At 40.6% G+C, this 21,993-nt stretch carries 22 protein-coding genes and 1 tRNA gene; 9 read left to right on the top strand and 14 right to left on the bottom strand.

What is annotated here, in order from left to right:
* Positions 1-83: 83 nt before the first annotated feature.
* On the bottom strand, positions 84-983 hold the full coding sequence (locus MAE_RS08885) for a J domain-containing protein (protein WP_012265279.1): 900 nt from the start codon (positions 981-983) through the stop codon (positions 84-86).
* 101 nt (positions 984-1,084) lie between these two features.
* Here MAE_RS08885 and MAE_RS08880 point away from each other — a divergent pair, with 101 nt between their 5' ends.
* The 5 genes from MAE_RS08880 to MAE_RS34850 all read left to right on the top strand — a co-directional run bounded on the left by MAE_RS08880 (position 1,085) and on the right by MAE_RS34850 (position 5,298).
* The gene (locus MAE_RS08880) at positions 1,085-2,155 is read left to right on the top strand and encodes an IS630-like element ISMae27 family transposase (protein ID WP_012265278.1); all 1,071 of its coding nucleotides are present in this window, start codon (positions 1,085-1,087) and stop codon (positions 2,153-2,155) included.
* Between the two features lie 319 nt (positions 2,156-2,474).
* On the top strand, positions 2,475-3,224 hold the full coding sequence (locus tag MAE_RS08875; protein ID WP_012265277.1) for an NYN domain-containing protein: 750 nt from the start codon (positions 2,475-2,477) through the stop codon (positions 3,222-3,224).
* Between the two features lie 709 nt (positions 3,225-3,933).
* Positions 3,934-4,932, top strand: a complete 999-nt coding sequence (locus MAE_RS08870) for an IS630-like element ISMae24 family transposase (protein WP_012265275.1) — start codon at positions 3,934-3,936, stop codon at positions 4,930-4,932.
* A gap of 6 nt (positions 4,933-4,938) precedes the next feature.
* Positions 4,939-5,112 carry a DUF433 domain-containing protein gene (locus MAE_RS27675; protein ID WP_050766285.1) on the top strand — a complete coding sequence of 58 codons (174 nt, stop codon included), beginning with the start codon at positions 4,939-4,941 and terminating at the stop codon, positions 5,110-5,112.
* Positions 5,113-5,298 (top strand): DUF5615 family PIN-like protein, encoded by a 186-nt coding sequence (locus MAE_RS34850; protein ID WP_331448528.1) that lies wholly within the window; start codon positions 5,113-5,115, stop codon positions 5,296-5,298. It abuts the gene before it with no gap.
* A 190-nt stretch (positions 5,299-5,488) separates the two neighbouring features.
* On the opposite strand, the gene MAE_RS08860 is transcribed toward MAE_RS34850, so the two are convergent.
* Both MAE_RS08860 and MAE_RS08855 read right to left on the bottom strand, forming a co-directional pair.
* A complete protein-coding gene (locus tag MAE_RS08860; protein WP_002784929.1) occupies positions 5,489-5,791 on the bottom strand; it encodes an element excision factor XisI family protein in 303 nt (100 codons plus the stop codon).
* Positions 5,776-6,195: a XisH family protein gene (locus tag MAE_RS08855; protein WP_002774526.1), complete on the bottom strand. Its 420-nt coding sequence runs from the start codon at positions 6,193-6,195 to the stop codon at positions 5,776-5,778. The genes MAE_RS08860 and MAE_RS08855 overlap by 16 nt, the downstream gene beginning before the upstream one ends.
* A 525-nt stretch (positions 6,196-6,720) precedes the next feature.
* Here MAE_RS08855 and MAE_RS08850 point away from each other — a divergent pair.
* The 3 genes from MAE_RS08850 (at position 6,721) to MAE_RS08840 (ending at position 8,258) form a co-directional block, all read left to right on the top strand.
* Positions 6,721-7,335, top strand: coding sequence for a DUF1349 domain-containing protein (locus tag MAE_RS08850; RefSeq protein WP_012265272.1), 615 nt, complete (start codon positions 6,721-6,723; stop codon positions 7,333-7,335).
* Positions 7,336-7,449: 114 nt separating this feature from the next.
* Positions 7,450-7,848: a hypothetical protein gene (locus tag MAE_RS08845; RefSeq protein ID WP_079209156.1), complete on the top strand. Its 399-nt coding sequence runs from the start codon at positions 7,450-7,452 to the stop codon at positions 7,846-7,848.
* Between the two features lie 2 nt (positions 7,849-7,850).
* Complete coding sequence (locus MAE_RS08840) at positions 7,851-8,258, top strand: hypothetical protein (RefSeq protein ID WP_012265270.1); 408 nt, start codon at positions 7,851-7,853, stop codon at positions 8,256-8,258.
* Between the two features lie 712 nt (positions 8,259-8,970).
* On the opposite strand, the gene MAE_RS08835 is transcribed toward MAE_RS08840, so the two are convergent.
* The 4 genes from MAE_RS08835 to MAE_RS08820 all read right to left on the bottom strand — a co-directional run bounded on the left by MAE_RS08835 (position 8,971) and on the right by MAE_RS08820 (position 13,294).
* Complete coding sequence (locus MAE_RS08835; protein ID WP_012265267.1) at positions 8,971-11,493, bottom strand: glycogen/starch/alpha-glucan phosphorylase; 2,523 nt, start codon at positions 11,491-11,493, stop codon at positions 8,971-8,973.
* 198 nt (positions 11,494-11,691) lie between these two features.
* Positions 11,692-11,985, bottom strand: coding sequence for an RNA recognition motif domain-containing protein (locus MAE_RS08830; RefSeq protein ID WP_002798415.1), 294 nt, complete (start codon positions 11,983-11,985; stop codon positions 11,692-11,694).
* A gap of 539 nt (positions 11,986-12,524) precedes the next feature.
* On the bottom strand, positions 12,525-12,818 hold the full coding sequence (locus MAE_RS08825; protein ID WP_002798414.1) for an RNA recognition motif domain-containing protein: 294 nt from the start codon (positions 12,816-12,818) through the stop codon (positions 12,525-12,527).
* A 221-nt stretch (positions 12,819-13,039) separates the two neighbouring features.
* A complete protein-coding gene (locus tag MAE_RS08820; protein ID WP_008198594.1) occupies positions 13,040-13,294 on the bottom strand; it encodes a DUF3493 domain-containing protein in 255 nt (84 codons plus the stop codon).
* A gap of 59 nt (positions 13,295-13,353) precedes the next feature.
* Here MAE_RS08820 and MAE_RS08815 point away from each other — a divergent pair.
* A tRNA-Thr gene (locus MAE_RS08815) sits at positions 13,354-13,425 on the top strand.
* Between the two features lie 212 nt (positions 13,426-13,637).
* On the opposite strand, the gene MAE_RS08810 is transcribed toward MAE_RS08815, so the two are convergent.
* The 7 genes from MAE_RS08810 to MAE_RS08785 form a co-directional block, all read right to left on the bottom strand.
* The gene (locus MAE_RS08810) at positions 13,638-14,141 is read right to left on the bottom strand and encodes a hypothetical protein (RefSeq protein ID WP_012265264.1); all 504 of its coding nucleotides are present in this window, start codon (positions 14,139-14,141) and stop codon (positions 13,638-13,640) included.
* A 39-nt stretch (positions 14,142-14,180) separates the two neighbouring features.
* Positions 14,181-15,137, bottom strand: a complete 957-nt coding sequence (locus MAE_RS08805) for a DUF4351 domain-containing protein (RefSeq protein WP_041804633.1) — start codon at positions 15,135-15,137, stop codon at positions 14,181-14,183.
* Between the two features lie 647 nt (positions 15,138-15,784).
* Positions 15,785-15,922, bottom strand: coding sequence for a hypothetical protein (locus MAE_RS33760; protein WP_162467760.1), 138 nt, complete (start codon positions 15,920-15,922; stop codon positions 15,785-15,787).
* A 306-nt stretch (positions 15,923-16,228) separates the two neighbouring features.
* Complete coding sequence (locus tag MAE_RS08800) at positions 16,229-17,209, bottom strand: hypothetical protein (protein ID WP_012265260.1); 981 nt, start codon at positions 17,207-17,209, stop codon at positions 16,229-16,231.
* 63 nt (positions 17,210-17,272) lie between these two features.
* The gene (locus MAE_RS29000) at positions 17,273-19,897 is read right to left on the bottom strand and encodes a polyprenol monophosphomannose synthase (RefSeq protein ID WP_012265259.1); all 2,625 of its coding nucleotides are present in this window, start codon (positions 19,895-19,897) and stop codon (positions 17,273-17,275) included.
* Between the two features lie 44 nt (positions 19,898-19,941).
* The gene (locus MAE_RS08790) at positions 19,942-21,069 is read right to left on the bottom strand and encodes a DegT/DnrJ/EryC1/StrS family aminotransferase (RefSeq protein WP_002759190.1); all 1,128 of its coding nucleotides are present in this window, start codon (positions 21,067-21,069) and stop codon (positions 19,942-19,944) included.
* On the bottom strand, positions 21,066-21,599 hold the full coding sequence (locus tag MAE_RS08785) for a hypothetical protein (RefSeq protein ID WP_002759194.1): 534 nt from the start codon (positions 21,597-21,599) through the stop codon (positions 21,066-21,068). Before MAE_RS08785 ends, MAE_RS08790 begins: the two co-directional genes overlap by 4 nt.
* Positions 21,600-21,993 lie beyond the last annotated feature (394 nt).

The raw sequence follows: 21,993 nt of genomic DNA, 5'->3' as shown, positions 1-21,993 counted from the left end.
AGAGTGCAAGCGTGGTCATAAATTGTTCCTAGACTAACATTCTTTTGTTAAGGAAAAAGTCAAGGGAAAAACTAGAGTCAAGTCTAAGGAATCCAGCGACGGATTTTCGTCCACAAAGGTGCATTATCTTGACTACTCATCTCCTGAAAACTTTGATAACAATCGTAGGCGCGATTAAGATGGGCAGTGATTTCTGTAGCATTGGGATGGGAATTGCGATCGGGATGCCAATAACACAAGAGAGTTTTATAATTATTCTCAATCCGGCTAGTCGTGGTAAAAGGAGTAATCCCCAAAACTCGCCACCAAACGGGATTAGCCGACTCTATAATCATCACGGCCAAGGAACGAGGCGAAGGATAGAGAATTTGGGCGATTAATGACCAATATGCTCCATAACAGAGCCGATAAACCGCTTTAACCCGCTCTTTTCCCAACTGTTGACAAGCTTGTAAATGCCATTGACGAAAATCCTTCCGCATCTGCTGATGAGTTCGCAAATCTCGCCTGGCAAATCTGCCCTCAGCTAGTTCATTAGTCCCGATATTGTTAAAGTTACCATGAGCGATCGCTTTTAGATCCCAGTAAAGATGATAAAAAGGATCTTGATTCAAGGCGAGACTTTCCAGAATTTCCTTAGCGTAACCTCTAGCCGGATTTAATTGCAATAATTCCCCTAATTCCCGACAAAACTGCTCATTTTCGGGCATACCGCGCCATTGCCAATAGTTAACATCCGGTTTTGCCAGAGACTGCCTATATACACTGCGCCACACCTGCGGAACAGTACAGGCTATCGGGGTAGCCAAGGGAGTAGCCAGGGGATAAAATTGACCCTTTAAAGAGCTTTCAGGAGCATCTTCTAGTAAACAAGCAAGATGATAGGCGGGATGACTACGGGGCTTTTTTTGGGGGCTAATAAACCAAAAAGCCGTTAAAATGAGAATTAAGTACAAGAGTAGAGAAAGAATTTGCTCCGCCATCGCCACTTTTAGTTAGTCTGCTCAGTTACCCGAAGAATTATACCATTTTTCAAAAAGTATGTCATACTTGGTAAAGGTATAGTTTGTGTGGTAAAAAGGCAATGAGTGGAGTCCCTAATATTAATGTTGCTGAGTCAGTAGAAGACTTAAAATCCTTGTTGAAGCAACAAGTAACCTCTTTAAACTTTGCTAAAGTACAATCCCTGTATCTACTAAAAATTAAGGAGGTAGAAACGGTTCGTCATCTCGCCGTGTTAATAGGACGCTCAGAAAGAACTATTCATCGCTGGTTAAGTTGTTATCGAGAAGGAGGGATAGAAAATCTCTTGTCAGAACCAGAAAAACTGGGAAGACCCAAAAAGATTTCAGTGGAAGAAGCCGCTCTAATTCAGAATGAATTAAAAGACCCAGAAGGATTTCAAAGTTATAAAGAAATTCATTTTTGGGTATCAATTATTTTAGAAATACCCACCAGTTATATAACTGTTTACCGTCTCGTAAGAAATGAATTACAAGCTAAATTAAAAGTGGCTCGACCTCAAAATTTAAAACAATTACCAGGAGAAGTAAAAATATTCCAAAATAATCTATCTGAACAGCTACAAGCTTTACTAGAAAAGGAATCTGAAAAAGTTAGTCAATATTTAAAAGTCCGCTTCTGGTGTCAAGATGAAAGTCGCTTCGGCTGTCATACCATTGTCAGAGATAAAATAACAATTAAAGGCATAAAGCCCCTTGGTAATTTTCAGTATAATTTTCAATATCTCTGGCTCTATGGTTTAATAGAACCTCGAACAGGTAGCAGTTTTTTCTATGAATTTTCTCATTTAGATGGGGAATGTTTTAATCAATATTTAACGCTTTTTTCTCAAGCTTTTTCTGAGGAATTACATATTATTCAATTAGATAATGCTCCCGCACATACGGCGACCGACCTAGAAATACCTGATAATATTATCCTATTTTATCAACCTCCCTATTGTCCAGAAGTAAATCCAATTGAGAGAGTTTGGCTATATTTGAAAAACCTATTGGCCTGGGGCAATTTTAACTCCCTTGATAACTTAAGAAGTAAACTTTACCATCTTTTAAATTCTCTATCCAATGACACGATCGGGTATTTGACGGGATGGTCTTGGATTTTAGAAGCTCTATGTCTGTCAGGAATTTAGAAAAATGGTATTATAATTGGTGCTATGGTCGCTGAAAAGTTCTTTGTATCTCGGCTGATTGTCAGAAATCTGCCTAAAGGAGGTTGTTTGCAGTAGGCTAATCTAGCTAACAGGCTTCTGGGTTTGATATACGGAAAAGTTCGCCGCAATTCCGCTAAAACGGGGTGATATGCCGAAAGTTTTCCCATATCCTTACTCTGGTTATTCGGAAAGTTTCTGTATAATTAATAGTTGGATGGCTTAGGTTATCGGTTGGGGCATACTTGAAGAGTGTCTGTTCGAGTTCAAAAATTAAAGTGATCAGCACACCTGGAGCAATATGCGGCAATCAGAATCAAAAATTGCGCTGCTGATTGATGCAGACAACGCCCCTGCATCAAAAATTGAGGCGATCGTCTCTGAAATTGCAAAGTATGGAGTTGCCAATATTCGTAAGGCTTACGGAAACTGGAAAAGTCCTGCGCTGAAAGCCTGGGAGGAGTGTTTGCATGAATACGCTATTCGCCCCGTCCAACAGTTCGACTATACGAAGGGCAAAAATGCTACTGATGCTGCAATGATTATTGATGCAATGGATTTGCTGTATACACAACAGTTGGATGCTTTTGCAATCGTGTCGAGCGATTGTGACTTTACTCCTTTAGTGATGCGAATTTTGACAAATGGCTTAAAAGTCTATGGATTTGGCGAGAAGAAAACACCATTGCCTTTTGTTTATGCGTGTTCAACATTTTTATACCTAGAAACTATTGATCAAGCAGTAAATTCTGAGGAGACTTCCAAAGTTTCTGCAAGTGTGAAGAAAACTGGTAAAGAGTTGAAGCAAGACACCAAATTAATCAGTTTATTGAGGGGCGCTGTTTCTAGCACTCTAGACGATGATGGTTGGTCGAATTTGGCAGAGATTGGCGGACACATAGCAAATCAGACATCTTTTGACCCACGCAACTACGGATATGCAAAGTTGAGTGGCCTGTTCGAGGCTATTGACTTATTCGAGATTCAGCGAAAAAATAAGGCAGTCTTCGTGAGGAGCAAGCAAAAGAATGGCACTACTCCAAAAACGTAGTGCAGATCTGGTAGGGTGCGTTCCCTCATGCGAGTCCTACTGCTGCAGCGATCAATTTTAAGGAAACCCAACATCCTTACCTGTTACTATGAAAGGGTATAATAACTGGACTTCCCCCGTATAAACATACTAGCTATGGCTAAAAGTCTTACAGAGCCTGAGTTAAAGCAATATAATACTAATGGACTACTGGACACAAAATCCTGAAGTCCTTACGCAGATAGGGTTTGAGGCAAAATTTTTCAAATTTGACCTTTCGACCATTATAGCTTGTTTCGGGGCAGAAAACCATCAAAAACATGGCTACAGAGGGAATCGCTGACTCTAGAGATTAATGACACCATCTGTTACAATAAGGTTAGCGATCACTATACAGCCAACTCTACGGAATCGCTCTACTCCAGATACAGTCAACGGTACAGCCATTTTCAAGGGAAAAATGTACCCAGTAGCCTCTTTTCAATTTTTTCTGAGAAGCTCCATGCAGTAAGGGTTTTGTTAATTTTTTAGTATTTCTGTATGGGGGAAGTCCAGTAATAAGTTTACTTAAGGTCATCAAAGAGGTAACAAAACCTTAATGGAAAGTCGTATCCATATCCATCCAGATATTTGTAATGGAAGACCTGTTAAGTAGTCATGCAAAATTAATTACCCAAATAAAAAATTAAGAAGTATAATACATAAAAAAACGAAGCAGCAGGAAAATACAATGAGATTGATTAGAGACCTAAACCCCGAGAGCCAGAAAATGCTAGAGAGAATTTATCGAGCTAGTAAACATCATCAAGTAAGAGAGCGAGCGAAATGTATACTCTTAAGTTTTCAGGGAACCACGATAGAAGAATTGAGCGGAATATTTGGAGTTACGAGAAAGACCATCTATAATTGGTTGACGGCCTGGGAAGATAGAAAACTAATTGGTTTTTATAATCGTCGAGGAAGAGGGAGAAAACCTAAATTGACAGAAGCACAAGGTCAACAAGTTATTGACTGGGTAAAAGAAGAACCGAAAAGCTTAAAAAAAATCCAGATAAAAATTGTAGAAGAAGGGAAATTAACCGTAAGCAAAGACACGATAAAAAGACTCATAAAAAAAATCAACATGAGGTGGAAAAGGGTGAGAAGAGGGGTCGCCAAAACCCCTGATGAGTGGGAGCTTGAGGTCAAACTACCTATTTTAGAAGAACTAAAAAAACAGGAAAAAAGAGGAGAGATTGAGATAGGATATTTGGATGAAATGGGAGGGGATTCAAAGCCTTGTATTCCTGACGCTTGGCAAGAAGAAAAAACCACGATAAAGTTACCACCAATTGAAGGTAAAAGACTAAATATTTTAGGAATAATGAAACGAGATAATCAATTATTTTATGAGACACAGGTCGGAACGGTTACTAGCGAGATAGTTATTAATTTTCTGGATAAATATTGCCAAAATATACAGAAAAAAACTGTCATAATAATTGACCAAGCTTCCATTCATACCAGCGAGGCATTTATGGAGAAACTTGAGGAATGGGAAAAGAAAAACTTGAAAATATTTTGGTTGCCCACTTATTCACCTCATTTAAATTTAATTGAAATATTATGGAGATTTTTAAAATATGAATGGATTGAATTTAGCGCCTATAAAGACCGAAAGAGCCTCCTCGCTTACGTTAAAAAAGTGCTGGACAATTTTGGAGGCGAGTATGTAATTAATTTTGCCTAGGTACTTATAGCTGGAACCCGAATTCCGGTGCAAACAGTTATGGAATTTTTGGGAGCAGGGGATTCTATTGAAGAATTCCTTGAAGAATATCCTTCTCTGAATCGAGAAGATATTTATGCCTGTATGCAATTTGCAGCAAGATTGATGGCGAATCACTATGAAGTCAGAAAAATTGCATGAATGGTTTTTTCTTTGATGAAAATTTACCAGCTAAAATCCTCTTCACTCCATCTTTACCGATCATTTTTAGGGAGAAGTCCAAGTGATACGGAAATTTGGCAATATGCAAAGGATAAAAAACTGGTTATTGTTACGAAAGATACAGACTTTTCCGATCAACTAATGCTTAATTTTTTTTGCACCTAAAGTAGTACATCTCCGTTTTGGCAATATACGAAAACGCGAATTTCATCAGTTTTTAGCTCGTATTTGGCCAGAAGTTGAAGCTTTGGTTATTGAACATAAATTAGTTAATGTCTATTTAGATCGAATTGAAGCATTTAGATAATTTTTCCTAACATTCAGTGCGATATCGCTAAGGTGGGTAATGCCTACCTTACTCTAGGGAAAGTCCAGTAATAATATCTTCTGGGGGAATCCCAGCTTGAATTAAATTGGTTGTTAATCCTTCTTCAAGATTATCATCTTCAATGACAATTTTATTTTTCAATAAACGAGCGTGAAATAAAATTGTATTAATCCATGCTTCTTTTTCCCAACCAGTCATAATTATTAAAAAGTTGCCTGATTCTGGATCACAAACTGGGGTAATTTTAAGGGTTTGTAATCGAGGTTGCATCGCCGACTCTTTTCTGATAACTTGAGTCAGAATATCGGCATAATTTACTGTGTTATCCATTCGCAAATTATCTCCTTTTGAGGATTATAAATAATTAAATTGATTCTGTTACGTTTAATAACCAGTTGGAAAATAGCTTTTTTGAAGTGTTTTAAATAAACCGCTTGACTAATGCCCAAAAAAAGTTTTCTTTCAGGTTCTTGTGAATCTAAAGCCCATTGGTATAATTGAAGTTGTCCTATTGTTTTTTCTAATTCACTGATAACTGAAGGCGTATCAAAGTCTTTGATTTCTACGGCAATTTTACGATCTTCTTTTTCCGCAGCAAAAAACTTTTCTGCTCCTAAATCAGCTTTAAGCAAGGTTTTTTCTAAGGTTAGAATTAAAGGATCATCAGTGATTTTCCAACCTTCTTTTTCTAAAGTATGACGTAATGATAAATGTAGATCGTCTCGTCTGGACATCCTTATAAACCCTGCTTAAGAGGTTCGATTTCTATTCTACTACAGTTCGCCCTAATTCGGATTTATTATGACCGAAAAAGCGGTAAGGTGGGCAATGCTCACCCTACTATTTCTATTTTCGCTTGGTCAGGCTAGAGACTAACCCTAATCCTCCTAATCCTAACAAGGCAACAACGGAACTCAGTGCAGATCTGGTAGGGTGTGTTCCCTCATGCAAGTCCTACCGCTGCAGCGATAGATTTGAATGATAATAATCTAAAAACGTCTAGGCACAGCGACGGACGGGAGTGCGAGTGCCGTCAAATAATTGTAAATTTTTGTTACGAAGTGCAGTCAGATTGAAGAATTAGTGATAGGGTCGCTGAAAAGTTCTTTGTATCTCAGCTGATTGTCAGAAATCCACAAAACGGGGTGATATGCCGAAAGTTTCCCCATATCCTTACTCTGGTTATTCGGAAAGTTTCTGTATAATCAATGGTTAGCTGGCCTCGTAATATCACGATGTATCTGATTAGGAGCGATATTATGCGACTTAGTGAAAATTTTTTACAGCCAGCATTGTCAGATGATTTTTACTGGCTCAACGAGCCGACGCATTATCGTTTGGGTAATGGCTTGGAAATTTCTACAGATGAAAAAACTGATTTTTGGCAAAACACGCACTATGGTTTTCAAAGAGATGATGGGCATTGCTTATTGATCCGACAAGTTGGGGATTTTTCCCTAATGACCCAAGTAGAATTTCAGCCTCGGGAAAAATATGATCAATGTGGCCTAATGGTGCGGATTGACAGTCAGAATTGGATAAAAGTTTCCACGGAATATGAAAGCGAACAAGCTAGTCGGCTTGGTTCTGTGGTGACCAATTTGGGATATTCTGATTGGGCAACGCAAGACATTGCTTCAGGATACCGCGAAATGTGGTATCGCATCAGTAAACGGGGGAGCGATTTTCTGCTAGAGAATTCTTATGATGGGCAGGCTTGGCTGCAAATGCGGATCACACACTTACACAAGATAGCCGACGATTGCGAAATCGGAGTGTATGCCTGCAGCCCGATAGGCAAAGCGTTTCGCTGTTGTTTCAAAACCTTGGAAATCTCAGACAATCAGTGGCTGGCAATACCGGAAGCCAGCTAACAACCGTATGCACCTGACTGGCGCTACGCGCCTTAACGCCTGGCTTGTTGTGGTTCACGGCTTGTCTGTCTTATGCTAGAGTTTCATAATTACCCAAAGCTAATGAGGCAAAAAATAATGGACAAAAATAAGCCAGAAGAAGTTCAAGAGGCAATGATTTCAGTGGGAGTAGGTACAGCGATTGGAGCTAGTGCATCGGCAGTAGTTGGCGGTATGGGACTTGCTGTAGGAGGAACTGCTCTAGGAGTCGGTATGGCTCCAGTAGCAGCAGCAGGAGCAGTGGTCGGCACGGCAGTTTACGGAACCAAAAAAGCAATAGAAGAACAAGACGCAACGGCAATTGGAGCAGCAGCAATTGGTGCGGGTGCTGGAGCCGGTATATCAGCATTGGTTGGAGGTATGGGATTAGCAGTAGGGGGGACGGCAGTTGCAGTGACGATGGCTCCCGTAGCGGCAGTAGGAGCAGTAATTGGTTTGGCTGGGTATGGTATCTCTAAATTATTCACTGAGTAAGAATGGCTAAACGAAAAAGACAGTCCCCCAATGCTGCTCAAAAATTAGTAAGAGGAGCAATTCGGGACTTTATTAATCAGCTTAATGGCATAGTTATTGAGCCGGAGATAAATACTCCTGTAAAGGGGACAGAGGCTTGGTATCGGGACAAACTTGCTAGAGAATTAGGAGGAAAAACCGAGGTTTACATTGATAAGGTAGGTAGAATAGATGTCTTAACTAATACGGAAATAATTGAAGTTAAAAATACAAAAGGCTGGAAATCAGCGATTGGGCAAATCAAGAGTTATGGACAGTATTATCCTAAGCATAAAATGAGAGTTCACCTATTTGGGAAATTGACTGAGAGTAAACTGGAAACTATTCAGAGAGTATGTAACCTAGAAGGCATAACTCTAACTTGGGAATAGTATGATCGCCGATCTGGTAGGATGCGTTCCTTAATGCGGGTCCTACCGCTACAGCGATCGATTTTAAGGAAACCGAACATCCTTACCTGTTACTATGAAAGGGTATAATAAGTTTACTTAGGGTCTGCTGAAAAAGCTTTTCCTGGGGGCAGGGTGTGGGGTGTGGGGTGTGGGGTTTTATCGATTTTGAGGGGGTCAATTACCTAATTTTCAGGGAAAAAGTACCTGAATTTCCCCCTGATCACTCCCATATCTGGTACTTTTGGATTTCAAAAAAGGCTAAAAGTCTTATCCAGCAAGGTTTTTAGATTTATTCAGCCAGCCCTATTTAGGGTTTGCGGCAAAAAGTTTGTTGGTGGGGTTAGGAGTCGGTCGTCGGTCGTCAGTAGCCGGTCGTTTCAGGCTTTGCTGCCCTCTTTTTTGTACCAGCTTGTGTACTATAAGAAGGATAATGCCAGGTTTTTGAGGGTCCTAATCCGATTTTCGCAGCATGAACATCGGATTTTAACAGGTCAAAAGCCTTATTTTAAAAGGGTTTTACCATTATTCAGCAAACCCTAACTAGAAATAATTGAAGTGTATAAAAATTAAAATCATAGTCCATCAAACAATCATAAAAATCATAGTTTAGACGTTTTCACAAAGCATTTTTGGGGCTACGGTTCCAGAATTCGGGCTAGTCAAGGACTAAACCCGAACTTGACCGAGTTTTTTAATCCTCTAAGCTAATCTTGACTGGATTAACTTTCCAAATCTCTTGACAATATTCCCAGATCGTGCGATCGCTAGAGAATTTTGCCATACGAACCGAGTTGAGAATCGACATCCGCGTCCACTTGTCCCGATCGCGATAAGCTTCACTTACCTGTTCCTGACAATCAGCGTAGGATTGATAATCAGCTAAAAGCATATACTGGTCATCGTAGAGGAGAGAATCGACGATCGGCCTGAATAATTCCTGGTCACCATGGCTAAAATAACCACTCTTGATCCGATCGATCACTCCCTTCAATTCGCGATTATTTTTGTAATAGCTCATCGGTTCATAACCGTGTGCTTTCTTAGCATAAACTTCTCCTGCTGTCAAGCCAAAAAGGAAGAAATTTTCTGCTCCTGCTTCCTCGCGAATTTCGATATTAGCACCGTCAAGGGTACCGATGGTGAGGGAGCCATTCATGGCAAACTTCATGTTACCGGTTCCGGAAGCTTCCTTACCCGCCGTGGAAATCTGTTCGGAAAGATCAGCCGCCGGATAGATGCGTTGACCCAAAGAAACGTTAAAGTTAGGCAGGAAAACCACTTTTAAACGACCTCTGACATCAGGATCCTTATTAACAATTTCAGCTACAGCATTAGTTAACTTAATAATTAACTTAGCCATAAAGTAACCGGGGGCTGCCTTACCACCAAAGATAAAAGTGCGCGGCACGATATCGATCTGAGGGTTCTGTTTAATGCGATTGTAAAGGGCGATAATGTGCAGAACTGCCAGATGTTGGCGTTTGTATTCGTGAATCCGTTTTACCTGCACATCGAAAATCGAATTAACATCCACCTCGATATTGCGGGTTTTCAGCATATAAGCCGCTAAATCGGCCTTATTCGCCTGTTTAATTTCATACCAACGCTGACGGAATTCGGGATCATCAAGGTATTGTTCCAGTTTTCGCAATTCCTTCAGGTCTTTTAACCAATCATCGCCGATTTTTTCAGTAAATAGTGCCGATAATTGGGGATTGCTCAATAAAATCCACCGGCGCGGGGTGACACCATTGGTTTTATTGTAGAATTTTTCCGGCCAGAGCATGGCAAACTCTTTCAGGGTGTCTTTTTGCAGTAACTCCGTGTGTAAAGCGGCGACTCCATTAATCGAGTGACTACCCACACAGGCTAAATTAGCCATGCGAATTTGTTTATTACCCCAACCAGCTTCTTCAACTATCGACAATTTGCCCAATAATTCCTCGTTATCGGGAAACCAAGTCCGCACATCCTCAAGGAAAAAGTGATTGATCAGGTAGATAATTTCTAGATGTCGGGGTAGCAATTTCCCCAGCAGATCCGCCGACCAACGTTCTAGGGCTTCCGGCAATAGGGTATGATTGGTATAAGCGAAGGTTTTTTGGGTAATTGCCCAAGCTTTTGACCATTCTAAGCCGTTTTCATCCACTAACAAACGCATTAACTCAGCGATCGCAATGGCTGGGTGAGTATCGTTCAGCTGAATAGCGGCGGTTTCGTGGAAGTTTTGCAGATTTTTGTGGCTTTTTAGGTGAATGCGAATTAAATCTTGCAGGGAAGCAGCCACAAAAAAGTATTGTTGGGCCAGACGTAATTCGCGACCGGCGGGGGTGTTATCGTTGGGATAAAGGACTTTAGAAATGGTTTCCGCGTCCATTTTTTCGGCCACGGATTGATCGTATAACCCGGCGTTAAAAGCCTCAAAATTAAACGATTCACTCGCTTCTGCTTTCCAGAGACGCAAAGCGTTCACCGTGTTGGTTTTGTAACCCGGGACGGGGGTATCATGGGGAATGGCTAAAACCCGACGTTCCGGCAGCCATTGTACCCGTTCCTGTCCCTTATCATCGTGATAGATTTCCGTCCGGCCACCCAGTTTTACTTCCACACTTTCATCGGGACGGGGTAATTCCCAAGGATTGCCGAACCGTAGCCAGTTATCGGGGATTTCCACCTGCCAACCGTCTTGGATCATTTGATGGAAAATGCCAAATTCGTAGCGGATACCGTAACCGATGGCGGGAATTTCTAGGGAAGCGAGGGAATCGAGGAAACAAGCCGCTAAACGCCCTAAACCGCCGTTTCCCAGGCCGGGATCCGGTTCCTGTTCGATAATTTCCTCAAAATCAAGACCTAATTCCTCGATCATCTCTTTGATTAGGTCATAAATACCCAAATTAGCGAGATTATTACCTAAATACCGCCCCATGAGAAATTCGGCGGAGAAATAGCAGACGAGTTTAACTTTTTCTTGTTTGTAGGTGTCGGTGGATTTCAGAAAACGACGCAGCAGGCGATCGCGAACGGTGTAGGCAAGGGCGACATAGTAATTGTAGGGACTGGCATTAGTGCGGTTAACCCCTTGCAAATAAAATAGATTGTCCAGAAAAGCCCGTTTTAGGGTTTCGGGACTCATGCCGGTGCGATCGTCTTCAACTAAAGTGGGGCATTGAAGTGCTTCACGCCCATCAGCTAGGGTAGAGGTTGTCTCCATGGGTTTTTGTTGTCCATATATTCGGGAGTTGATCGCCGATCAGACCTGATGACGATCTCCTTTATAGTTTACTTGTTACCTTTTGGAGAGACTCAGACATTTAGATTTCTATTGGTTTTGAGGGGAACGGCGATCGCAATTGTCGACGAAAAAAGGGTGAACCCTATCCACCCTCCCACAATTATTTACAAAAAAAGCTTAATAGCGTTTTTTTCTGTCACCACCACCACCATTGAAGGGCGCGCGCTCTTCACGCTCGCGGGCCTGGTTAACTTTAATTGATCGCCCCATCCATTCAGCACCATCCAGTGCCTCAATTGCGGTAGTTTCCTGGGCTTTACTTTCCATTTCCACGAAGGCGAAACCGCGTTTGCGGCCTGTCTCTTTGTCAACGGGAATATGAACCCTTTGAACCTTGCCGTACTCTTTAAAGACATCGACCAGATCTTCTTGGGAAATCTCGTAAGAGAGATTACCAACAAAAATAGACATAATACTTGAATCCTCGATCAATACTCGAAACGGTGTGGAGACACAAAATTCAGGGAGAAGCCGAACAATACTAAAGTAAAAGACTTACCGAATTAATACTGAAAACGAACTTGAACACCAATCTTGACTCTCGCCTCGATCATAACACAGAAAGAGTTGATCGCCGATCAGACCTGATGACGATATCCTTTATAGTTTACTTGGGGTTTGCTGAATAAATCTAAAAACCTTGTTAGATAAGGTTTTTAGATTTTTTTTCCCTCAAAAAGTGCTGACCCTTGGAGTGATCGGGGGTAAAATTCCGGGACTTTTTCCCTGAAAATTAGGTAACTGACCACCTGAAAATGGGTAAAACCCTACACCCCACACCCCACACCCTACCCCCACGAAAAACTTTTTGCCGCAAACCCTACTTGTTACCTTTTAGAGAGACTCAGACATTTAGATTTCTATTGGTTTTGAGCGAAACGGCGATCGTAATTGCCGACAAAAAAAGGGTGAACCCTATCCACCCTCCCACAATTATTCACAAAAAAAGCTTAATAGCGTTTTTTTCTGTCACCACCACCACCATTGAAGGGCGCGCGCTCTTCACGCTCGCGGGCCTGGTTAACTTTAATTGATCGCCCCATCCAGTCAGCACCATCCAGTGCCTCAATTGCGGCGGTTTCCTGGGCTTTACTTTCCATTTCCACGAAGGCGAAACCGCGTTTGCGCTGTGTCTCGCGATCCACGGGAATATGAACCCTTTGAACCTGGCCGTACTCTTTAAAGACATCGACCAGATCTTCTTGGGAAATCTCGTAAGAGAGATTACCAACAAAAATAGACATAATACTTGAATCCTCGATCAATACTCGAAACGGTGTGGAGACACAAAATTCAGGGAGAAGCCGAACAATACTAAAGTAAAAGACTTACCGAGTTAATACTGAAAACGAACTTGAACACCAATCTTGACTCTCGCCTCGATCATAACACAGAAAGATTGGAGTTAATGTTAACTTTTATTCTCCAGGGAAAGAGACCGTTTTGGCTATCGGTGGCTACTCCCTCAACCGCCAGCTTTTTTTTCCCGACGAAATAACCAAATCATCAGGGCCACCACACCGATTTGTAGGGCAAAATTGGGTAAGGCGGTGGCTACGTCCCTTGCTGCCGCTAATTGGGCCAGAAAAACCACCGCACCAATAAAACCGGATGCCCCTAAACCGAGATAGATAAACTGTCGCAGACCTCGGTAGGGATTGGCCGCTTCCGCTTTCAAGCGCGCGTATTTTTGGGGATCGAGTCGAGGAGATTTGCTCATAAAAAAATTTTTCTAGCTCTGTATCTATTGTCCGTGATATAATCAGAAACTGGCAATGTGCCGATGTAGCTCAGTGGTAGAGTAGTTGATTCGTAATCAATTGGTCGTGGGTTCAAATCCCATCATCGGCTTGGGGTTTTACCCCCCCAAAGTTGACTCAGAAATACAGAAGTCCGGCTCAATAAATCCAAAAACCTTGTTGGATAAGACTTTTAGACTTTTTGGCCATCCAAAAGTGCCGGCCATTGGAGTAATCAGGGGGAAAATTCAGGTACTTTTTCCCTGAAAATGGGTAAAACCCCACACCAGGCTCCCACCAACCAACTTTTTCAGCAGCCCCTAGTTACTGAAGAAAAGGTTGAATGATTTCTGCGATCGCTTGACGTTGGCAATCGTCATATCCCCAGCGCTCTAGAAAGGCTTGATATTCTCCTTGTCCCGCGTTTAAACTGGTGGCTAATTGTTGTAATTTTTCCTCCAAGGCAGGCGATAATAACTGCTTAATTAGTTGACCAGTTTTTTCTTGGACTTTCTCAGAACCTCGGGCGTTTTCTTCGTCCCCTTGACCGCGATGATAGATAACCATTGCCGTGGACATAGCCAGATTTTTGACTAATAATTCATTGACCAATATCGGGGAAGTTTTTAAAGCAGTGATGACTTCTAAAATAGGATATTCCGTAGGGGATAAATCGCTAGTTAAGTAAGTAACCAAAAAACCTCTAGCTCCATTTTCTGTTGAGACTATATCAGTCACTGCTTGAATGATTTTATTTGCATCTAAAAACTCAATTTGACTTAGTAAATCTTGAGTTTTTTGGATGGCATTTTCAAAAGTTATACTCATACCCATAAATAGCCTTCTGTGAAGTTTAAGAGAAAAACACTAAGCATCTAAAGCATTTAACCAATTAGTTAAATCCTCCCATGTCGAAAAATCTAATAAAGCTTCCCCCACTCGTTCCAGATCATCAATATTCAAGGTCATAATCCGACTCTCTATATCCACATCAATATCTCCTAACTTACGTTTAATCAGACGAACAATTAGATTTCTTTCTCTTGCTAAACCCTGTTCTAAACCCTGTTCTAAACCCTGTTCTAAACCCTGTTCTAAACCGCGGCGCATCCAACTGGTGGTAATCTGCATAACTCCCTCCTGTTCGGGTTGAATAAATGTGCTAATCTCCTGTTGAAATTCTATCTCCTCGGACGAGTTGAGATTGAGATAGGTATCGACAAAGCCTGAAATCAATTGCATTCTAGCAGCATCTAATCTTAATGTTACCAATAATCTTAGACATTGTGCCTTAACTTTTGCTCTATCCCGAGGGGCAATTTTCATCTTGGCCATCAAAGCGGCGGCGACGGGATTAGCTTGATTGAGAAAATCTCGCCAATGCAAGCGATTTAACTGGACAACTTGATAGTTAAATTCTAATACTTTTAAGTCAGGAAACTCAATTTTGTATTGACGAATTGCTTCTTTTTGCGGACGCTCATAGGAGAATATGACAATCGGATAAACTGGTAAGGCAAATTTTTGATGCAGACGAGCGAAATAAGTAAACATTCGCCGATTAAATTCCGGTTGAGAGCTAGACTGTGCTTCTAGATGAATTAAGAAAAATGATGATTGTCCTCGAAATTGCACTTGGGCGACTAAATCACTTTCATACTTTTCTCCTTCCGTGACATCGGTAAAGACTTCTTTGTCTAAAAATGTGATCTGATTAGGCTCTAAATAATTAATAATCTCAGAAAAAAACAACTGAATAAATTCAACAAAAAAAGTCGCAATTAATTCCTTAAATAAACGATCATGGTCAATAACATTATTCATAGATAATAATTGCAAACGGGGAATCGTTCGGGAGCATCTCACCTTTGCAATGAGCATAAATACTTAGTGGAAAAATAGGCTTTTCGAGGGTAATTCTTGTTTTAATTCTCCATGTACGCAGTCTTTAAAAGCCTCTATTTCGTTCCAAGACACGATTAAGAGTGGCTTTTAGGCTAAGTATAATTACTTATCGCGTAAGTGAGATGCTCCCAATCGTTCAGCTTATCTTCATATTCTAGTAATTATAAGGGTTTTACCCAATGATTAGCACTAGGAGGCCAAGAAATTAAATCCTCGATATTACCTTCCATAGTAGCACAAATTTGAGCGAGGGGTAATAGCAAATCCTGTTATCATACTAAATCCGTTGAGTATAGGCTACTTATTAGGACAGGCAAAAGGCAAAAGGCAAGAGGCAACAGGAGGAATAAATAATCAGTCTTTAATAACCGGATTTAGTATCATAAGAAGAGTAAGGACGAGGAGATAAAATGCCCAAAAAAGCGTACTTATCCGAACATCTAAGTTCAGAGGAACCGAAAGATAAATACAGAACCAGTCAAGACTCAGTGGCAACAAGAAGATGGCACTGGTTAGGTAAAATATCTTGAGGATCGACAATCAAAAATGCGGCAGTAGCTCTCGGATTAGATCATCAATATAGTTTTAAAATTATGGTTCTTCGTTACTTGGTATGGTTCGATCAGGGGGCAAAAATCGGCTAAATCCTTATCTGGCAAAAGACTTAATTGATTAGCTCGTTCTAGATTGAAAACAATTGGCAAAAATCGAAGCAATGTCTTTCTATATAAGGGTTTCACCCCTTATAACTCCCGTCCATTGCATAACACAAACCGAAGAACCCAAATTATCAAAAGCTTTAACGAATTAGGAAAAGAAGGAGTTAAAATCTCAAGAAAAAGAGTCAGGAACATCCGAGAGGAAAAGAACCTTTATTGAAGGAAGAACAATTCCAAAAAATAAAATTGAATAAATTCAGGGAAATTTACGGTAATTTTGCCGGTTAAATCAATTCCCTGCTATCTCCATCCCAAATTACTGCTAGTACAAAAGTTTTATCTAATTTTCAATTATCGATTGAGAATAGAAATAATTCGATGATTTTGAGTAGTTTTTCCCTGAATTATAGGACGCAGTTGTTGCACCAGTTCCCTAGAGCGTCTTATTCTTGCTTCCGGTAATAAATGCTCATGGGTATCGGCAAATAAACTAGAATCTGTTTGCAGATTAAGAGTTTTTGGATTGTAGATTAAAGGCACTATATTAGACAATTCTTCAATAGTTTTTTTAACATTTTTTACAGTGGTTTCATCGGTCTTAGCATAAACCCAAGAGAGAGAAACTACTAAATAAGCACCTTTAGCTTTTAACTCCTCTTGAAATTGAGCGATGCGTTTGAGGGAGTATTGAGAAATAGGTTGATCGAATGTTCTAGCCCACCATTTACCTGTACGATGTTTGACTACGGTAGGATCTCCTTTTTCTGTGATTGGATCTGATAAATAACCCCTAGCTTTTCCTGTTTGTATAACATCAACAGCAGTTTTTACTATAGCGCGTAAACTAGGAACTCCCATTAACCAAGTCTCGGAAACTAATTGTTCTAAGGGTATATTTCCTAAACCCGGTTTTCCAATGGCAACACTAAAGGGAACCGAACCAAATAAACCATCACCATAACCAATACCATCATCATCCAGTAACATCAAATATTCAGGAATGAGAACCACTATATCCCCCGGACGTACCTGTTCTAAAATAATTGGGCAAATGACATTTAATCCCAAATCTCCCTGTAAACCAAAGTTAAAAACTGGGATTTTTAGCTCCTGTTCGAGGAATTGAGAGTTAATACTATATTGTACTCCCGACCCCCCCGCAAAAATTATTCGTCTCGGTGCATCTATCTGCTTGGCAAAAGATACTTTTTGTTCGTACATTTGTAGGAGCCACTTTAATTCACCCCCGTAGTATACGTTATAAAAAAAACCCAAAGACCAGGCCACCCCAACGGTAGCTAACCAAGGCCAAAAAGTAAACATTTTCTTCATAAGTTTAGCTTCTAGAGTTGAAGAACCAGAGGATAGTTCTAGTTCAAAAAAGAGATAATTGTCTTATCTTTCTTGCCACAATTGCCAAATAGTTGCCACATATTTCCGTCCTTTTGACAAATAATCCCAGAGATTAATTCCAGTTTTACTCTCACCATAAATGCGGGGAACGCAAAGATAAGGAACTTCCACTAACTTATAACCTAAACGATTGGCACGGGTTAATAAATCAATGCAGTATTCTCCATAATCTCCCTTTAAGCGAATTTTTTCTAAAACCTGAGAACGAACGGCAATAAAACCACTGGTATAGTCGTGAACTTGATTGCCTAGCATCACGATGGCCATGCGATTAATAATCCAGCTTAACATCCGGGCCATCAGTCCGTGGGCAACATCATCACCCCCCGGAATCCAACGAGAACCTACAACCATATCAGCTTTTTTAGTTCGAATCGGTGTGATTAATTGTGGCAGAGCTTCTGGAGGCATAGATAAATCACAATCCATCCAAGTAATAATTTTAGCCCCATACAGATTAATCGCATCGTCAATACCTCTCTGTAGAGCCGAAGTTAACCCTTTCTCGTTGATTCTGCGACACAAAATTACCCCCGATTGGAATTGCGAATCTTGGGGAGGAGTGGGATATTGTTTGGCTAAATCTTCTACTATCTGCCAAGTTTCATCGGGAGAATTATCATCCACCACTAGCACTAAATAAGGACTAGGAACACTAGCTAGTAAACGTTCAATTAATTGACTAATATTATCTCGCTCGTTATAAGTGGGTAAAATCGTACAGACTAAATCATTAGCTGCTGGGGTAATTGTGGGCTTATCCTCGGATTTTTTGGATAGTAAACCTGTCTCAGAAGCAGATATAACTATTTCATAGAAAGGATACTTACCAATGATTCCAGAGCGATTTATGCCAATTTGAAACTTTTGTCCATCTTGGCTAAATTCCAGTTCTTCCGGTGGGGATTCTAAGAGTTGACAAGGGCGATAGGGATAGCAAACGTAGGGAAAACTAGACAATCCTTGACCGACTAATTCTTGGCATAGTTTAACCATGGCTTGACTATCTTCTACACGGAAGAAAGTTTTTTGTTTCTCCAAACCAAAACCCAAAACTTGTGCCGCATATTGATGAGAAAAGACAACAATAGAATTAGGATTCTCTTCTATGCTTTTGATAGCTGGTGCTATCCCCTGATGGGTTTTATAGAAAAATTCTCCACCTTGATAAATGTTTTTATAGACAGCTATTGCCAGTAAGATTAACAGTAAAACCCAGCTTCCCTTGGCTAGTAAAACTTCTTGGTTCGCTCCGACAATTTTTACTTGTTCCACCGTTAATAAGGTAACAAAGGGGATAAGAGGCAATAAATATCTCGGTCCCCATTGTTTACCTCCCACCATGACTTCTCCCGGGGCAATATCGACTAAACAAGACACCCCTACTGTGTAGATAAAATAGAGATCATAGACAAAAAGCATTTGTTTATCTAGAGATATATTGGCGATGTCAAATAGATAACAACTGGCTAAAAGTATCAGCAAGTAAATTATATTGTCCTTGACTAACGCCTTGGTTTTGACCATTCCTTGCCAGCGAAGATTGACGAGAACAGCCAAGATGATAATCGCCATTATACTAATTAAAGTTACGGGAATATCCCTGGCAAAATTCAATTGTTGACCGCTCCAAGTGAGCAAGTAAGCTAAGGGAATTATACAGATAGGAAAATGCAGCAAAAAAGAGCTATTCAACTGATAAAAACTGGTCAGGGCTTCTTGAATACGTTTTTTCCAAGAAAACTCCTCAAGGACTAACAGAGCGTGAACTCCTAGAAAACGATTATAAATTAACTTATTGCACAACCACAGTAAAAACACACTAACAATCATACCTAGTACAAAACTAAAAGCTATTCGATTAGTTAGCAGAAAATCAGAAACATTAAGATTTTGCTCGGTTGAATACCAAGCAAAAATTGAGGTTTGTTCTGGAGTTAAACCCAAGAAAACTAATAAAGTTAAAGTTGCCACTAGGGCCAGACATTCGGAGCGGAACCATACTGATAAACCCACTAGAAATCCGCCTAATAAATTGGGCAGCCAGCCACTATTAGCTGTATCGGGTAGAAAAAAAGCGATAACAATTCCCAAAAATCCTAAAGTAACAGCGAGGGTATGTTCACAATATATGGCACTGTATAGAGTTAAGGGCGAAGCAAAAATCAAAATAACTAATCCCAAAAGACTCCCCCAACTGTCTAGGGAAAAAGCGGGAATTGCTCTTGAAAAACTGAGCCACAATACCCAAATTGATAGGAGGGGAATCAAGTAAAACCCACGATAACCCCAAAGTTTATAAAAAAGGGAAGTTAGCAAAGAGAATGAAAAAGGAAAGGAGATATAATAACGTTGATTTAAGTAGTAAACAAAAGGGGGGCGATAACTGTATAAACCCTCTTGCCAAAGACGAGTAACCCAAGCTTCTGCGCGCTCAACTAAGTCAAATCGCCATGGACCATTACTTAGCTGACGAGCTAGTAAAGCTTTCAGCGCCCCATCGCCATTAAAAAAAACATCCTTGGGAACTGAAATACATAGATATAGGGAATAAAAGCAACCAGAGGCAATTACTACCCAAGATAAAAATTCCGTGCCAATTATCATAAAAGTCGGTTTTTATTCAAAAAATTTTCATCAATTTTTCATCCCTACTCAGCCTCAGCAAAAACTTGCTGAACTGCTTGGGCCACTCGCTCAATTTGCTCGTCCGTGAGAGCTAAACCGCTAGGCAGATAAAAACCCCTGCGCGCCAGTCTTTCAGCCACGGGACAGGAAACATTTTGCAATAATCCCATTTTGTGAAATACCGGTTGTTCGTGCATACACCAGAAAAAAGGACGCGTACCAATCTGATGTTCTTTGAGGCGTTTCATCGCTTCCATAGCATCAAAGTTAACCTCATCTTTGAGAACAATACCATAAACCCAATAAATATTTTCGGCATAATCAGTTTGAGGTAGAGGCAATTCTAGACAGGGGATATTTTGCAATAATTCCCTGTAGCGTCTGCCCATTTTTCTCTTGCGCTGGACAAAAGTTTCTAGCTGTTCTAATTGTGCTAAACCCACTGCCGCTTGCAGATTAGTCATCCTCAGATTCCAGCCCAGTTCTTCGTGAATAAAACGTCGTTGGGGCTGAAAATATAAATTTCTCAGGGAACGACAACGCTCAAAAATATCCTCTTGGTTGGTGACAATCATGCCCCCTTCCCCAGTGGTAATATGTTTGTTGGAATAGAAACTAAAGATACTGATATCACCGAAACTACCACAGGGTTTACCTTGATAGGTTTGACCGTGCATTTCCGCCGCATCTTCAATAATTTTTAAACCGTATTTTTGAGCTAATTCTAAAACTGGAGTCATTGCCACCGGTAATCCGTAGATATGAACCACCATTATCGCTTTAGTGCGGGGCGTGATTTTTGCCTCTATCTGCCCGATATCCATGTTCCAAGTCTGCGCTTCGCAGTCCACGACCACGGGAATCGCCCCGGCTTTGACAATGGCAGCTCCGCAGGAAATGATGGTAAAAGTGGGGAGAATCACCTCATCCCCCGAACCAATTCCTAAAGCGACGATGGCCGCTTCTAAGGCCATAGAACCATTGCACACGGAAACGGCATACTTTCGCCCAACAGCGAGGGCAAAATTTTCTTCAAACTTCTGAACGAAGGGACCTTCCGAAGAAATCCAACCGCTATCAATACATTCGTTAAGATACTGTTTTTCCTTGCCCGCAAGTAGTGGCTCATTGACGGGAATAAAGCTACTCATGCTATCTCTGCTCCCGCCATTTTAACCACAGTTTCCTCAATTCCTGTAAAGCGAGTTTTATCCTGATTACCAACGTAGGGACCTTGTTTTACTTCAATCATTTCTACTTCTTCTAAGACTTGGAAACCATGACCACCTTGGATCAACAAAACCACATCCCCATCTCTCAATATATGACTTTCTAGATATTGTTGGTCGTCATCATAGAAATCTACCCGCAGTTTTCCTCTTTTGATAATTAAGACTTCCTGGGTAAAAAATACTTCCCGTTGTACTTTGTTATGAACGTGGGGCATAATACTTTTTCCCGTCGGGTGTCTCATATAGGCCAACTGTTGGGAAAAATCATCGGGAGTTAGGAAATGAATCCCCTCTTGGTTAAACTCTCGTCGGAGAATTATCGCTAAAACTTTACCCTCTTTCGTGATTTGAGAAATTGGCAAAGAGTTAAATTGACTTTCTGGCTTATTTTTCTGATTTTGTTGGCGGAGAAAATCTAAAGATAAAAAGTCTGAAGCTAGTTTAAACATGAATTTAACCCCCCTAGGGAATGGTTGTGAGAAAGGCTGAAATTAATTGACAGCAAAGAAGGGGCGAACCAGTGACTAACTTTTGTCACCCCTGGTAGGCTAATTTAATTTAATTAGCTAAAGCTTAATTTAATTAACCTTCTGTTAATTTAGTTAACAGAAGGTTAATCCCGACTAAGGCAAGATGCTTCTACCATTAAGAAAATACGGGAGCATCTAACTTTAGAAATAAGTAGAAATACTTAAGGGTAAAAAAATAGAATTAAACAGGGGTCTCATGAAGATAAGCGGAACGATGGCGAAGCACTTGTGGAACATTTAGAACACAAGTCCGAGCATTTGTACTAAAATATCTAATAGACGGCTAACTGCTATATTTTCTGATGACGATATA

This window comes from Microcystis aeruginosa NIES-843, from assembly GCF_000010625.1.
In the GTDB taxonomy this organism is placed as follows: domain Bacteria; phylum Cyanobacteriota; class Cyanobacteriia; order Cyanobacteriales; family Microcystaceae; genus Microcystis; species Microcystis aeruginosa.
This window is presented reverse-complemented; position numbering and strand designations above follow the sequence as displayed.